Origin of the sequence: Diaphorobacter sp. HDW4A (assembly GCF_011305995.1) — a bacterium.
Lineage (GTDB): Bacteria > Pseudomonadota > Gammaproteobacteria > Burkholderiales > Burkholderiaceae_C > Diaphorobacter_A.
This window is the reverse complement of sequence record NZ_CP049910.1, coordinates 3,015,214-3,029,840: the sequence shown is the minus strand read 5'-3', so window position 1 is coordinate 3,029,840 and position 14,627 is coordinate 3,015,214. Positions and strand designations below refer to the sequence as shown.

The following is a 14,627-nucleotide window of genomic DNA, read 5'->3' as shown; positions in this document are numbered from 1 at the left end:
TGACTTGTCATCCACACACTCAGTTGGCTACTCACTCTTCCCCCTCCGGGGCTGCGTCTAGAGCGCTCGCAAAGGCCCCTGTACCTGCGACTGTAAGCACCAGCTTCTGGGTCGCCCGTGTAGCCGCCACATAGAACAGCTTGGCCTCGTCCGCTGGCTCTTCGCCTTCGCGAGGCATTTGACCGACTCCGGCAATCGCTACCACCGGAAACTCCAGTCCCTTGCTCGCGTGCATAGTCATGACTTTGATGGTGTCTGCCAACGGATCGAAGTCCCCTGACCGATGCCGCACACGATGAGGCAGTTTGCGGTGGGCAAGCGCTACTGCGCATTGATTCATGGATTCGTGATCTCGGCAGAGTATGGCCATATCGCCCCATGCGTGGCCCTCCTGATGCGCAGCGGCAAGAAGCTCTGCAATCTTGGCTGGCTCGTCTTTGTACGTGGGCAGGCGCACGATCAGTGGCTCCTGTCCATCGCGACCGCAACTGATTGGCTGCACCAGTGGGACGCCATCATCGTCTTGCGCATCGGGCTGCAAGAACTCTGCTGCAATACGGTTGGCGATCTGCAGGATCTGCTTGGTATTGCGGTAGTTGATCTTGAGAATGGTGGTGCGACCTGAGGCTTGGATACCCACGCTCCTGAAACTGAACCCACGGGCCTTGCTTTTGCCGTAGATGTTCTGTGCGCTGTCGTACAGGATCAGCAAACTGTTGGTCTCGGGGTCAACCATCTGGGTGACGAGCTTGAGCCATTCGGGTTGAAAATCGTGTCCTTCATCCACCAAGACCGCTTGATACTGCCCGGATGGAATTTGTTGTCGATCTACTCCGCGGATCACGAACTCCACCATCTGATCGAACATGCCTGCGCCCTGAGCGGGCAGTGTTTGGCCATAGGCCACCAATTGCTGGCGGCACCACTTGTGGAAGTTGCGAGCATGTACGCGGTCGGCAAGCCCCTTGGCTGTGAACCAAGCATTCATCTTTACAGCCAACGGTTCGTTGTAGCAAAGCACGAGGATGGGCTTGGCCGAAGATGACTTGGCAAGATGCTCGGCGCGATAGCCTAAAATCATGGTCTTGCCGGAGCCTGCAACCCCGTGGATAACACGATGTCCATCTCCCAAGCTACGCGCGAGTTGCTCTTGCTGCAGATCCATGACCCTCATGATGTCCGGCAGATCGTCCGCGTCATCAGGTAGCAGACTGCCTTGCACCGGAACGCGTACCTGCGGGAACATGATCCACCGCACCCGCTCCAGTTGTGGCACGGAGATGGCCTTGCCAAATGCGTGAGGAAACATGTTCCACAACCGCTGTTGAAAGGCTTCGGCATCGACGGATTCCAACATCTCGTCCTTGCAGATGACGAGATGTTCATCAATAGCGCGATTCAGTTCGGAGTCTTCGAATTGCTTGCGCGTGATGTTGGTGAATACAACACCGCTACCCCATGGAAATGACAGCTTTCCTTGATGCGGCCCTTCGCTCTGTATCAGTTGCGAATCTCGCTCAAGCGCGTTGACGACCTGGATGGCGCAGTGCCGGGCCTGTGCGGCTGGATTAATAACGACTTTGGGCCTGCCTTCAACCGTGAGTGTCCACGCTTGTTTGGTCGCCTCCTGAACCGTATCCAACCGCCAGTCCTTGGTTTCAAGAATCAGGATGCCACGGCGTGGGTGGATCACGACAAAATCAGGGTGCGTTTGTTTGGGACCGATGGGGACGTCGTACCAGAGCATGTAGTCGTCATCGAGTTTTTGCTCCAGCCGCTCGGCCAAACGACGCTCACCTGCCGTCATCCGACCAGCGCAGGCTCCCATTGCAGGAATCAATACCGCCACGTTGTTCTCCTCCCTAGTGTGGCTGAGGATACCCCAAGCAGGTGCTTCCGCTCGGTGATCGGCGCGTATTCCGGTGCCCACATCCAACCTGCACTACATCACGTTCACTCAGATCGAGTAGACATGACCGGTTGCAGCCAGCTTTGCGAACTGACACTCTCTAACCGTTTTCAGGTGTGCGGGAAAGTAAGCTGGAACAGTGAGCGAATGCCGGAGACCAGCCTTAGCCAGACCTAGAAATAAAAAATTTTCAGCAATATATTCCTGACGTGATGCGAGAAAAGTTCGCTCTGAACTGACGCTGCATCTACCTTTTCTATTCATCTCAGCGCCCTCGGCTCCATGCCCAGGGCGCTTTTTTACGTCAGGAGTATCCATGTCAATTCAATGTTCCCGCTGCCAGTCCACCAACGTGCGCAGCAAGGGCGTAGCCAAACGGATCGGTCAGCGTGTAGGAGGAGCTGCAGGCACGGCGACCGGTGTAGCCGGTGCGGTGCAAGGCGCGTCAACCGGTGCCTCCGTTGGCATGCTCGCAGGCCCGGTGGGCAGCGCGTTGGGCACTCTGCTGGGTGCACTCATCGGCGGTGTCGTCGGCGGCACCGTGGGCCACGAAGTCGGTGGCCGTATCGGTGAGCAAATCGACCACACCTACCTCGACAACTATGTGTGCCAAGACTGCGGTCACGTCTTTCATATTTGATCTTCAAGGAGTTTTCTCATGTCCCACCTGATCGACACAATGGCCTACACCGGCCAAACCCCTTGGCACCAACTAGGCCACGCATTGCCTAAAAAGCAATCCATCGATGTCTGGGCGCAAGCTGCAGGCATGCAGTGGAAAATCCAGGAAACACCAGTGCGTTACATGACCACTGGTGATGCAGATGCCCTGTATGGCGAAGCCTTGGAATTCCCTGAACAGAAGGTGCTCTACCGCAGCGACACCAACGCTGCACTGTCGGTGGTGAGCCAACGCTACAAAGTCGTGCAACCGCAGGAAGTGCTGGAGTTCTACCGGGATCTGTCCGAGGTTGCTGGTTTCGAGCTGGAAACCGCTGGGGTGCTTAAAGCAGGCCGGCGATTTTGGGCACTGGCCCGTACTGGTAAATCAGCGTGCTTGAAGGGCAACGATGTCGTTCACAGCTACCTGCTGCTGGCAACGTCATGCGATGGCACGCTTGCCACCATGGCCATTCCGACGTCAGTTCGTGTCGTGTGCAATAACACCCTGGCCATGGCCCTGCAAGGGGCCAGTGCTGGCTCCATCAAGGTCCCGCACTCCACCAGCTTCGATGCCCAGGCCGTCAAACGCCAGTTGGGCATCGCCGTAGGCCAATGGGACAGTTTCATGTACCGCATGAAGACCCTGGCAGAACGCAAAGTCAAGACGCACGAGGCCATGAACTACTTCCTCAAGGTGATCTGCCAGACGGACCAAATGGGGGAGGGCGGAGGCTCAGGCGTACCGGGCCTTGCCAACGAACGGGCTCTCAAGAAGGTGCAAACCCTGTTTGAGGGCCATGGGCGCGGTGCTGAATTGCAGGCCGCCAAGGACACCGCCTGGGGCTTGCTCAGCGCAGTGACCGAGTTCGTCGACCACGAGAAACAGGCCCGTAGCCAGGACAACCGTTTGGACAGTGCATGGTTCGGCCAAGGGGCAGCGCTCAAGCAGCGCGCCTTGGAGCACGCATTGCAACTGGTCGCGTAACCCCATTGGTCGTCTAGCCGCTCGAATGCCATCAGTCCACCTGCGAGCACCGCTCGTTCATTCTCAATCAATCCAAGCATCTCCCTACAAGCCAAAGCCCTCGCCATTGCGGTGAGGGCTTTGTGCTTTGTGGGGGGCTGGAATCTTCAGGAGGCACTATGCCCGTTACCGTTTCAACATCGGCAGTGCAAGTCACTGCAGTGAAATCATCCAACACCCGTCCTGCGCTGCGATTGGTATCCACCAAGAACATGCCGCGTGAGACCTGGCTGGATGTTCGTCGCCAAGGCATCGGCAGCTCGGATGCTGCAGCGGCCGTAGGCCTCAATCCCTATCAGTCCCAATTGGAGTTGTGGATGCACAAAACAGGCAAGGCAAACCTCTTGCCTGCGGTGGATCCCAATGACGAAACCAGCCCCCTGTACTGGGGCACGCTGCTGGAGCCCATCGTGGCGGCCCACTACACCAAGCGCACCGGCAACCGCGTGCGCCGTGTCAATGCGGTGCTGGGCCATCCCCACATCCCCTGGATGCTCGCCAATATCGACCGGGAAGTGGTCGGGGCTCCCGATGTCCAGATCCTCGAATGCAAAACCGCAGGCATTAATGGCGCCAAGCTCTGGCGGGATGGCGTTCCCGAGTACATCCAACTGCAGGTCATGCACCAGCTAGCCGTGACGGGCAAGCAGGCGGCCGATGTGGCCGTGCTGATCGGTGGCCAGGAATTGCAGGTGCATCGCATTGAACGTGACGAGACCATGATCACCCAGTTGATTGCCTTGGAGGCGCAATTCTGGGAATGGGTCAAGACAGAGCAGGAGCCGCCAGCCGATGCCTCAGAGAGCGCTGCCACCGCATTGCGGTGCCTGTACGCCCAAGACACCGGGGAAGAGATCGATTTGTCTGAAGACGAAGCGGCCTCCAGTGCCTTCACCCAGCTCCAGCAAATCCGTTGCCATCTCCAGGACTGCGAAACCAAGGAGGCCCTGCTCAAACATCAGATCCAGCAGCGCATGGGTAATGCCAGCTTTGCACGGTTTGCAGCTGGAGCAGTGAGCTGGAAGCGCAGCAAGGACAGCCAGGTCTTGCATGCTGCTTTGTTGCAGAAAGAACACCCCGAGATAGCCCAAGCCTACCTGGGCACCAAACCGGGTTCGCGCCGTTTTTTTCTCCATACCGAGCACTGAGCGCTACGCAAAACCAAGCAAGCAATTTACCAACTAACCAGCCACCCCCAACGCATAGACCCCGTCCGCCACACCAGGCAGACGGGGTCTTTGCATTTATGAATGGAGAAACCCATGATCAAAGGACTGATGATGACCCCGCCCGTGGTGGGCCGGATATCAATTGGCCGCGTCGTAGAGCGCAACGGCATGCGCTTGCCCGAGAAAGACGACGAATTCACCATCACCACCCAGGTGCAAAACCGCAATGGTTGGATGCTGCATCCGCTGGATGGCATCTTGCGTGCAGAAGAGCTTGAGCGGGCGCAGGTGAGTACTGGCGTGGAGGTCACTGAGTTGCACGAGATCCCTCCGGAGTTTGCTGATCACTTCACTGGAGCGCGTCAGCAGCATCCTGAAGAACAGGCACTGCCGCAATTCAGCCAATCCTCCCAACCCAGCCTGAGAGACAAGCTCTCACAGCGAGCAATGGGCAACAGCGGATCTATGGTGAACCAGGGTACGGGCTTGGAGCAACGCCCACCCAGCAAACTAGTAACCCGCGCCGCCACCAGCCCCAAGCTGCGCCGCATCCCCGTGCGCCTGCTCTTTAACGACCCGGCGCTGAACCTGCGGGGCAACTACACCTTGTTTGACCGGGCCACCGCCCGGCCCTTGTGTGTGGGAGACGGCCAAAGCTGTAAACGGGTCACAGAGACCGGTATCAAACAGTTGCCCTGTGCCGGCCCCGATCTGTGTCCATTGGCCCAGGAAGGCGGGTGCAAGCCGTTTGGCCGTTTCCATGTACGGATTGACCATGCGGGCAATTCAGCGGACGCCTTGAGCACCTTTGTGCTGCGCACCACAGGGATCAACACCTTGCGCACGCTCCTGGCCCGCATGCAGTACCTGCAAGCCGTCTCGGGAGGGCTTCTGGCCTATCTACCCTTGGAGATCCGCCTGCGCGGTAAATCCACTGCGCAGTCCCGCGGCACCCCGATTTACTATGTGGACCTAGGCGTGCGCGAGCCACAGTCCTTGGAAGCCGCCATTAACCAAGCGGCGCAGACAGCCGAGCAGGCCAAGCGCAGTGGCTATGACCAAGGGGGGCTGGAGCAGGCTGCCAGAGAGGGCTATGCCTTGGGCTTGTTTGAAGAGCTGGAAGGGGAGGCCGTGGAGATCGTGCAGGAGTTCTATCCACCCGGTGACTCCCAGGCCCATGGCGTTCGCAGTGACAGGCCTGCTCGACACAAGCGCCAGAACTACCCGCTGGTTCGGGAGCCATCCCATGATTAGAACAGCAGGACAGGGGCTCGTGCATCAGTACATGCGCGGTATCCGCTTTGATGGGTTGTGGCAGTACCAGGTCGCCTCGCCATCCGGGCGCAAACGCTGGAAACTGTTGCTCCTGGATGCTGGTGATGCCCAGGCAGCGGATCCCGATGGCCTGGGGTGGTGCTTGACGAGATGCGCCGCAGTCATGGCGCAGCGATCTATGCAAAAAGATCCAGACCACGCCTGCATCCCCACGAGCTCAGACGGTGCTCCCGAATGGGAAGCGCTGTTTCCAGAGTGCGAGATCGGGCGCTTCAGCGGGACAGACAAGAACTCCTTGGCGGGCCTGTCTGCGGTAATGGAGCGAAGCGGATGTGCACTGCTGAAGTTGGTGCTGCGTCGCAGACCGCTTCATTGTGGGGAAGACCCAGCATCTTGGGCATGGGTCGTAGGCGTGGAGTTGCAGAGCTTGACTTCAGGGCCACACGGAAATTCCTCCCCCGCGAAACCCAAGGTCAGGGCCGCCTTGGTCGTGAGCCCGAGCTTGTCTGCGCCCTGGGCCAGCGGGTTTGGGGCACGGGTGTCTTGGGAGGAGACCGGTCCATGCGTTCTGTGCTCGGTGGAGGGTCAGCGACTACAAGGGCGTTGTACGGAGGTGGTGACGATTGCGCCAAGACGCAGCCCAGAGGCGGAATGAAAGAGGAGAAAGAATGAACCCGGCGAAGGCCGGGTTCATCTTTTAGACCTTCTTTTTTTGCTGAAATCCACATTGGCAGGCTGGGGCTACAGGTGGGTCTCCGGTGGTTTAATCAGCACCCAGGCCTTGACATCCAGTGCCTGCGCGATGCGCTCAATATTAGCCAGCGATACATTCCAGCGCGAGCGCTCCACCGCCGACACATAGGTTCGGTCTAACTCGCACTCCAGCGCCAGACGTTCCTGCGACCAGCCTTTCTCGACACGTTTGAGACGCACCCAGTAAGCAAGCACATCGCGCAGGTTGTCCGGGTCGGGAAGATGAGTGGGAGGCGTGGGTTTGGCAGACACCCTCCAAGCATCCGTTTCTGATACATTTACATCTACGGAGTTTGCTTCGCATATGGATGCAGGAAAAAACCCAATATGGCATCAGCCCAGCATCTCCCTGTACTAAATACCAAAAAAGGAGTGCGCGCATGCGCTTGGAGCGTCTGTTGCCTTGGGTGTTGATGCCCAACATTGCCATGGCTGGTGGAGGAGGGGGCGGCATCGTCCTGGGCTTGATCATCTTTTTGCCCATCTTGGTATGGGGCTTTATCAAGCTCTGGAAGTTCTGGTTCCAGATGATTTTTGGAGGCTCGAATCGCACATTCGTGCAGCAAGGCGGCCCCCACTCGCTAGTCCAGGCCACCAAAGACTGCCCCTATTGCGCAGAACCCATCTTGGCGAAGGCCAGAAAGTGCAAGCATTGCGGCTCTGACTTGGGTTGAATGCCGCATCAGACCGTGGATTTGGTCAGGCGATCAGCATTTACGCCTGCCTGCACCCCCGCCCCATGGTCCGTTTCTTCGCTGTCACGTGGCTGCTGAATCACTACTGAGCGACCACTGAACGCATGTACTACGTGCTCAAACTGTGGCGTTCGTACGTTCTGATTTGATGAGTTTGCTTCACTTTAGAAGTATGACGGCCAAGAAACTACTGGTCTTGTACCCCTGCAACGATACCCAACGCGATAACGACAAGAGGACGCGTCACGCCATGCCAGAGAAATACAACATTGTGCTAAGTGGAAGGCACCCTGCGGCTGATCCGCACCAGGTAGCGCTAAAGCTCGCTGCCCTGTTCAAGTGCACAGCGGAGCAGGCCGGACATTTGTTGTCTCAACCATCTTGTGTGGTCAAGAAGGTCGTGGCGGCAGACGTTGTTGACAAGTACAAAAAGGCCATTGAAAGCACAGGTGCTCAATGCATCATCCAGTCAATCCCTCAGGAGGCGTCGCTGGACTTTGATGTGGTGCCGGTGAGCTCGGCCCCTGCTGTCCCGGCCTCCTCATCGCCCTCCATTTCTACGGGTGGGTATGCACCACCAGTTTCTCCAGTGGCTGTTGCGCGCGCACCTCAGGCGCCCGTTGCAACCTCTGCACCGGCAGTGCGGGAGCGAGCTTCAACGGCATCTGTGTTGTCACGGCAGGAGGCCATTCAGATCTTTGTCGGCAAGAACCATGACTACTTTGAGCGCAAATGGGCAGAGGCTGCGCAGCGCAAGCACCCGCTGTCCTGGAATTGGGTAGCTTTTCTGGTGGGCTATGGCTGGATGGGATATCGCAAGATGTACCTCTACTCCTGGATCTTTATTGGCGTTATTGTTGCCGAACTAATTGTCGAACTGGCCATAGGCGTTCCTAGCGCTATAACGAGCGGTATCAACCTCGGCATTGCCATTGGCTTTGGCTTGAAGGGCAATGCCTGGTACCAGCAGCATGTCAACCAGCGGGTGAACCACATCCTGGCAACCCACACCCCGGAGCAGGCGCGTATCGAGCTGGCCCGGCAGGGCGGCACCAATATCGGCGCAGCAGTCGGCTTTGTGGCGGCACTCCTCGTACTGCTTGGAATGATCGGCGTCATTGCTGAAGGCTGACTGCTGGATCGAGTGGGCCGAGGAGTATCGGATCGAGTGGTTCGATCTCCATGGTCCCCGATTTCCAACTTCCGCGGTTCGTTGGATTCGCCGGGCTTCTTTGACCACCTCTATCCATCTCTGACTTCCCTATGAAACTGAATACATACGGCGCGCTGGTTCTAGCGGTAGCCTCGGTTGGCTGCACAGACCGTGCACAGGATCGCGTTTCTTCCTTGACGGAGCGCGTCAAATCCTTGTTTAGCTCCAACGACTCCACAGAGCAATCCCCAGTGACGCCCGATCTGCTCACCCAACTGACCTCCTGGGACGCCATCGGCATGAACTTTGCCTATGTGCAACAGAGGGCAGGGCCACCCATGCGGTCCGAAGACCACCAGCACCACTTCAAGGTCCAAGGCTGCCAATTGGTTCTGAGAAGTGATGAACAGGACAAAGCCATACACTCGGTCCAAGTAGCGATCACACCCGAGTGTGATGTGGATGTCGGCGGATTGCTGGGCATGCCGCAGCGCCAGCCGCTCAATGCGCTGACCTTTGGTGCGTTTGAGGAAGCTATGGGCTCAGGGCAGTACCTGGCGGACTGCCTTCGGGACTGCGGCAATGCCTATGTTCCCAATGTTTACCTGGTAGCCCAGGGGAGCAGGGCAGTGCAGTTCAAGCAGGCGATGCTCACTGCAGAACTGGCAACGGATCAGGCCATTGGGGCCGCAGGGCGGTGGGCTGACGCCATGACGGTGAAAGAGTCCGAAGACTGGGTGGTGAAAGATCAGGGATTCAACTGCCAACCTCAGAAATATAAAGATGTGGCGGCACAGGCTCTACGTAGTCTCAAGCCCGAGTTCTTTACCTTTGGGGATGAACTGGAGTTTCCCAAATGTCCAACGGTAGAGGCGGTTGCGAATAGTGAGCTGCAGGCAGGAACATCGACCGTCCCCACCGGCATGGTCATGATCCCGCAGCCAGCGGGCCCGTGCGACATGGAGTACGACAAACGGCTACACGCTGCTGGTCTCAAAGCGAACGAGGTTTCCGTCCATGGACCTGAGGACCAGGATTTCAAGGGCTATGGGTGTGCCTATCGCATCACGCCTGGGCCCGCCCATCTAGTTCCACCGGGGTCGACAGTCACCTATCGCAGCGCTTGGGAAGGTGGATGAGATGTGGGCACGTCGCTCCACACATCTACAACTCGCTTTCCGTTTCTTCACAGACCACAGTAGCGGTCGCTGTAAGTTAAAAATCCATGAAAAAACGTAAGCGCACGGTCATCCCACCCTTGAAGGGATTGGTCTAAGCGGCAACGATGGTGTCCACCAAAGATTTAGGTGGACACCATGAATGAAGCCAAGAAGAAGACCCGCCGGCGGCACAGCGCCGAGCTCAAGCAGCAGATCATTGCTCAGTGCGCCGAGCCGGGTGCATCGGTGGCCAGCATTGCCTTGTCGTACGGCATCAACGCCAACGTCGTTCACAAGTGGCGCCGCGAAGCGGGTGGCGCGCTGCCTGCACTCCAGGCCCCCGCATTCGTTCCAGTGCCGCTGCCGCCAGCGGCATGTTCACCAGGGCCTGCACTTGCACCAGACATCCGCATCGAGCTGCGCCGTGGCGCCACCACCGTCTCGGTGACCTGGCCATTGGATGCGGCCGACCAGTGCGCCGTGTGGATGCGAGAGCTGCTCAAGTGATCCGGGTTGATGCGCTGTGGCTGGCCACTGAGCCGCTGGACATGAGATCGGGCACCGAGACGGCGCTGGCTCGCGTGGTGTCGGTCTTCGGCGCAGCGCGCCCGCACCACGCCTACCTGTTCGCCAATCGACGCGCCAACCGCATGAAGGTGCTGGTGCACGACGGCATCGGTGTGTGGCTGGCAGCGCGTCGCCTCAACAGCGGCAAGTTCGTCTGGCCGCGTGATGCGGCAAGCACCGCCTCGCTCACCCGAGCCCAGTTCGATGCGCTGGTGCTGGGCCTGCCCTGGCAGCGCCTTGGCAACGGTGGTGTCATCACCGTGGTCTGACTCTGAAGCGCAGACCGGTGCTTGCCAATTGGGGCATGCGCCAATGGTGCGCGTGTGCCAGTGCTGGCACAGTGGATGCCCATGGTGGTCGAGCCTCAATCCCTGCAGAGCCTGAGCGCAGAAGAGCTGCGTGAGCTGACCACGCGCCTCATGACGCAGCTGCGCCACCAGAGCGCGTTGCTGGACAAACTCACGCACGAGAACGCGCTCTTGAAGCGCATGAAGTTCGCAGCTCAATCCGAACGCTTCAACCCCGAACAGAAGAGCCTGCTCGAAGACGAGATCGAGGCCGACCTGGCAGCCGTGGCCACCGAGATCGATGCGCTGCAAGAAGCGCAGGCGCCCGCCAAGGTTGAAGAGAAGAAGGTTCCCAAGCGCGCGCCGCTGCCAGCCAACCTGCCGCGGCGCGAGATCCGCCACGAGCCCGACTCGACCACCTGTGCCTGCGGTTGCCAGATGAAGCGCGTGGGCGAGGACGTGGCCGAGAAGCTGGACTATGTGCCTGGCGTCTTCAGCGTCGAGCGCCACATCCGGGGCAAGTGGGCTTGTGCGAAGTGCGAGACGCTCACCCAAGTCCCCGTCGATCCGCACATCATCGACAAGGGCATCCCCACCACCGGGCTGCTGGCGCAGGTGCTGGTGGCCAAGTACGCCGATCACCTTCCGCTGTACCGCCAGGAAGCGATCTTTGGTCGAGCTGGTCTCGCGATCCCGCGTTCCACGCTCGCTCAGTGGGTGGGCGCGTGTGGCGTGCAGTTGCAGCCACTTGTGGATGCCATGAGAAACGAGCTGCTGCAGCACCGCGTGCTGCATGCCGATGAGACGCCGGTGTCCATGCTCAAGCCGGGCAACGGAAAGACGCACCGGGCCTACCTCTGGGCCTATGCCACGGGTGCCTTCGAGAACACCAAGGTGATCGTCTACGACTTCTGCGAATCACGCTCGGGCGAACATGCCCGGCGCTTCCTGGGCGACTGGAGAGGCAGCCTCACCTGTGACGACTTCAGCGGCTACAAAGCCTTGATCGCCAGCGGCGTGACCGAGGTCGGTTGCCTGGCGCACGCGCGGCGCAAGTTCTTCGATCTGCATGCAGCTAACCAGAGCCAGATCGCCGAGTTCGCGCTGCAGCAGTTCGGTCGGGTCTACGAAATCGAGCGCGAGGTCAAGGAGCTCAGCGCCGATCAGCGCCGGGCCATCCGGCAACAACAAACGAAGCCGCTGCTCGATGCCTTGCACCAGTGGATGCTGCTGCAACGCCAGAAGGTGCCCGAAGGTTCAGCGAGCGCCAAGGCGCTGGACTACAGCCTGCGGCGCTGGGTGGCGTTGACCCGGTTCGTCGACGATGGGCAACTGCCTTTGGACAACAACTGGATCGAGAACCAGATCCGGCCCATTGCCATTGGTCGCAACAACTGGCTCTTCGCTGGCAGCCTGCGCGCGGGCCAACGCGCCGCCGCCGTCATGAGCTTGATCCAGTCAGCGCGCATGAACGGGCATGACCCCTACGCCTACCTGCGCGATGTGATGGCACGTCTGCCCATGCAGCGCGCCAGCCGCATCCATGATCTTTTGCCACATCGCTGGCAGTCCACCACTGCTTCAAATCTGTAGCGGAGGCGACTGCCTCTCCATTGCCGCAATCAGCGGGCAACGGACTTTGCCTCTCCCAGAACTGCAGAGATCGATCAGTTCAGAGAGTACGGCTTCCATTCGGTGCAGGTCTGCAAGCTTGAGTTGAACTTCGGCGAGCTTGGACTCTGCGTGTGTACGGGCTTGAGCGCAGCTCGCACCATCGTCGAGTTGCAGCAACTGCGCGGTCTCATCCAGGCTGAACCCCAGCCGCTTCGCAGTCTTGATGAAATGCAATCGCGATAGGTCATTCTGGTCATATCGCCGAATGCTGCCCTGGGGCCGTTCTGGCTCGGGCATCAGCTCCTTGCGTTGGTAGAACCGTATGGTCTCTACATTGACACCGGCCGCCTTGGCCAGATCACCAATGGTCAAGCCGGGGTGGGCATGCGGAAGAGGAAGGCTCATGGTGCTTGACTCCGTACCAATGTACGGGACTAAGCTTAAGCCATGTCAACAAAATCTACAGACATTTCTGCCCGTGCCACTGGCGGTGGAAAGGCCTTGATCGCGGGTGGCCTGTCCGCGCTCCTTGCGTCCGCCTGCTGCCTTGGCCCTCTGGTGCTGATCATGCTGGGCATCTCTGGAGCATGGATCAGCACGTTGACGCTGCTGGAGCCGTACCAACCACTGTTCATTGGTGCAGCCACTATCGCCTTGATCTTTGCGGCGCGCCGGATATGGCGCCCGGTTGTGGCCTGTGAAGCGGGACAGGTATGTCAGCGGCCGATGGTCAGCCTCTCCTACAAGGTGCTGTTTGCCCTGGTGACCCTGTTGCTGGTGGCCGCGCTGGTGTTCCCCCTGTTCGCCCACTGGTTCTACTGATGAAAGGCTCCGACATGAAGCGGTTGATCATGACCACTGCAGCACTCTTGCTGCTGACGCCCGGCTGGGCTGCCCAACAAAGCGTCACTCTGTCGGTGCCCGGCATGAGTTGTGCCACTTGCCCCATCACGGTGAAGAAGGCACTGACCCAGATCGACGGAGTCATTGGCGTCAAATCCAACCTGGCCAAACGAGAGACCACGGTGGTCTTTGATGACACCAAGGTCAAGGTGGACGTGCTGACCAAGGCCACCACGGAAGCTGGATTCCCGTCATCTGTTGCCCCGGCAAAGCCGTAATGGATTTGATCTTGGACTCTGTTCTGACGTGCCCTGAGTGTGGGCATGCCAAGAACGAAACAATGCCGACGGACGCGTGCCAATGGTTCTACGAGTGCGAAAGTTGCCACACGGTCTTGCGCCCAAAACCGGGCCATTGTTGTGTGTTCTGCTCGTTCGGTTCGGTGCCGTGCCCTCCAATCCAGGCCGGTGGCGACGAAGCTTGCTGCGGCTCCAAAACGTAGGGGTCACTCCACCTCTGCGACTTCCAGCGGTAGATCAGGGTGGGGTGCCCGGACGCTTACCAGAAGCGGTCATTTATGTCCGCATATGTCAATGAATAGATTGCTGTACCCACTGCTATGAACCTCATTCTTGAACGGACAGAAAGAGTTCGCTTCTACACGGACATGCGCCTGGTTTTTGAGGCCACGGGGCTTCGTGCGTCTGATTTTGATTGGTACATCAGCGATATCGAAACCAATTGTGGCAGCGACGAATTCTCAGGCACCGACAGATGGCTTCCTGGGATAGAACTGGAACACTTTTTGGCTACCCGTACTGTTCAGTTCATTTGGGCAGTCTTTAGCGCCTTTCCTATCGGTTACTGCCGAAATGTCGAGCAAGCACCGTATGTGGATGACAATCCCCTGTATTGGCAGGGTGTCGAGGTGTCTCCGCAGTTGGATGATGCGTTGTTTGAGATTGTCTGTTGGGATAGCAGTGCAACACTCTTAATCGGCCTTCCGGAGGAGGCTGAAAAGAGGTTCATGCGCATGTATCCGGAAACTCGTGACTTGCGCATCGCTTCTCAACAGCGAAATTTCTAACTGTCTAGTACCGGCCAGAAGCGGATATGTCCTGATGCGCTATTGCACACTTTTTATAAGTTCAAGAACCCATGCGGCGCTTCCGTCGAGCATTTTCCTCGCGTCTGCGATAAGGGCCGCAGATTATTCGGACAACATGTCGCCCGAACGAGTTGCTTCACGGGCAAGACTGCGAAAAGCCGGAATTCAACAGCGGCCGGACGTTCCGAGGTATTGGTGGCACTTGGACACGAATGGGAAAGTTGATAGTGACGATCTTCAAGACCATTTGATTTGGCTGTTAAATCGGCTTAAAAGAGGCAAGCTTTTGACCGACCTCAGCTTGCAGGGATTTGAGTACTACTTTTCCGTGTTCTGGGGTGGAAACGGAACTGGTGGTGGCCCACTTATCACGCGCGAAGCATTGGCGATGCTCACGTTACACGGCG

The 14,627-nt window shown here is 58.5% G+C and carries 17 protein-coding genes; 14 read left to right on the top strand and 3 right to left on the bottom strand.

Annotated features, from left to right (window positions below; genetic code table 11):
• Positions 1-31: 31 nt before the first annotated feature.
• Positions 32-1,807, bottom strand: a complete 1,776-nt coding sequence (locus tag G7047_RS13785) for a DEAD/DEAH box helicase (RefSeq protein WP_166312061.1) — start codon at positions 1,805-1,807, stop codon at positions 32-34.
• 418 nt (positions 1,808-2,225) lie between these two features.
• Between G7047_RS13785 and G7047_RS13780 the strand changes: the two genes are divergently transcribed.
• The 4 genes from G7047_RS13780 (at position 2,226) to G7047_RS31125 (ending at position 6,019) form a co-directional block, all read left to right on the top strand.
• The gene (locus G7047_RS13780; RefSeq protein ID WP_240939486.1) at positions 2,226-2,549 is read left to right on the top strand and encodes a hypothetical protein; all 324 of its coding nucleotides are present in this window, start codon (positions 2,226-2,228) and stop codon (positions 2,547-2,549) included.
• Positions 2,550-2,567: 18 nt separating this feature from the next.
• Positions 2,568-3,557 (top strand): DUF932 domain-containing protein, encoded by a 990-nt coding sequence (locus G7047_RS13775; RefSeq protein ID WP_166306304.1) that lies wholly within the window; start codon positions 2,568-2,570, stop codon positions 3,555-3,557.
• A 158-nt stretch (positions 3,558-3,715) separates the two neighbouring features.
• A complete protein-coding gene (locus G7047_RS13770; protein WP_166306302.1) occupies positions 3,716-4,744 on the top strand; it encodes a YqaJ viral recombinase family protein in 1,029 nt (342 codons plus the stop codon).
• A gap of 114 nt (positions 4,745-4,858) precedes the next feature.
• Positions 4,859-6,019 carry a phage capsid protein gene (locus tag G7047_RS31125; RefSeq protein WP_240939485.1) on the top strand — a complete coding sequence of 387 codons (1,161 nt, stop codon included), beginning with the start codon at positions 4,859-4,861 and terminating at the stop codon, positions 6,017-6,019.
• A gap of 762 nt (positions 6,020-6,781) precedes the next feature.
• Here G7047_RS31125 and G7047_RS13760 read toward each other — a convergent pair.
• On the bottom strand, positions 6,782-7,045 hold the full coding sequence (locus G7047_RS13760; protein WP_166306299.1) for a helix-turn-helix domain-containing protein: 264 nt from the start codon (positions 7,043-7,045) through the stop codon (positions 6,782-6,784).
• A gap of 128 nt (positions 7,046-7,173) precedes the next feature.
• Between G7047_RS13760 and G7047_RS13755 the strand changes: the two genes are divergently transcribed.
• The 6 genes from G7047_RS13755 (at position 7,174) to G7047_RS13730 (ending at position 12,248) form a co-directional block, all read left to right on the top strand.
• A complete protein-coding gene (locus G7047_RS13755; RefSeq protein WP_166306296.1) occupies positions 7,174-7,467 on the top strand; it encodes a hypothetical protein in 294 nt (97 codons plus the stop codon).
• Positions 7,468-7,738: 271 nt separating this feature from the next.
• Positions 7,739-8,620, top strand: coding sequence for a DUF2628 domain-containing protein (locus G7047_RS13750; protein ID WP_166306293.1), 882 nt, complete (start codon positions 7,739-7,741; stop codon positions 8,618-8,620).
• A 131-nt stretch (positions 8,621-8,751) separates the two neighbouring features.
• Positions 8,752-9,780 carry a hypothetical protein gene (locus G7047_RS13745; protein WP_166306290.1) on the top strand — a complete coding sequence of 343 codons (1,029 nt, stop codon included), beginning with the start codon at positions 8,752-8,754 and terminating at the stop codon, positions 9,778-9,780.
• Positions 9,781-9,957: 177 nt separating this feature from the next.
• Entirely contained in the window at positions 9,958-10,308 is a 351-nt protein-coding gene (locus G7047_RS13740; protein ID WP_056265811.1) for a transposase, read from the top strand.
• Complete coding sequence (gene tnpB, locus G7047_RS13735) at positions 10,305-10,637, top strand: IS66 family insertion sequence element accessory protein TnpB (protein ID WP_056265807.1); 333 nt, start codon at positions 10,305-10,307, stop codon at positions 10,635-10,637. The genes G7047_RS13740 and tnpB overlap by 4 nt, the downstream gene beginning before the upstream one ends.
• An 81-nt stretch (positions 10,638-10,718) precedes the next feature.
• A complete protein-coding gene (locus G7047_RS13730) occupies positions 10,719-12,248 on the top strand; it encodes an IS66 family transposase (RefSeq protein ID WP_166311894.1) in 1,530 nt (509 codons plus the stop codon).
• Here G7047_RS13730 and merR read toward each other — a convergent pair.
• The gene (gene merR / locus G7047_RS13725) at positions 12,237-12,674 is read right to left on the bottom strand and encodes an Hg(II)-responsive transcriptional regulator (protein ID WP_056265803.1); all 438 of its coding nucleotides are present in this window, start codon (positions 12,672-12,674) and stop codon (positions 12,237-12,239) included. The genes G7047_RS13730 and merR overlap by 12 nt on opposite strands.
• 42 nt (positions 12,675-12,716) lie before the next feature.
• Between merR and merT the strand changes: the two genes are divergently transcribed.
• From merT to G7047_RS13705, 4 genes are all read left to right on the top strand, one after another.
• On the top strand, positions 12,717-13,091 hold the full coding sequence (gene merT, locus G7047_RS13720; RefSeq protein ID WP_056265800.1) for a mercuric ion transporter MerT: 375 nt from the start codon (positions 12,717-12,719) through the stop codon (positions 13,089-13,091).
• Positions 13,092-13,105: 14 nt separating this feature from the next.
• Entirely contained in the window at positions 13,106-13,390 is a 285-nt protein-coding gene (gene merP, locus G7047_RS13715) for a mercury resistance system periplasmic binding protein MerP (protein WP_056265797.1), read from the top strand.
• Positions 13,390-13,614, top strand: coding sequence for a GDCCVxC domain-containing (seleno)protein (locus G7047_RS31120; RefSeq protein ID WP_082585479.1), 225 nt, complete (start codon positions 13,390-13,392; stop codon positions 13,612-13,614). Before merP ends, G7047_RS31120 begins: the two co-directional genes overlap by 1 nt.
• A gap of 117 nt (positions 13,615-13,731) precedes the next feature.
• Complete coding sequence (locus G7047_RS13705) at positions 13,732-14,199, top strand: hypothetical protein (protein ID WP_166306287.1); 468 nt, start codon at positions 13,732-13,734, stop codon at positions 14,197-14,199.
• Positions 14,200-14,627 lie beyond the last annotated feature (428 nt).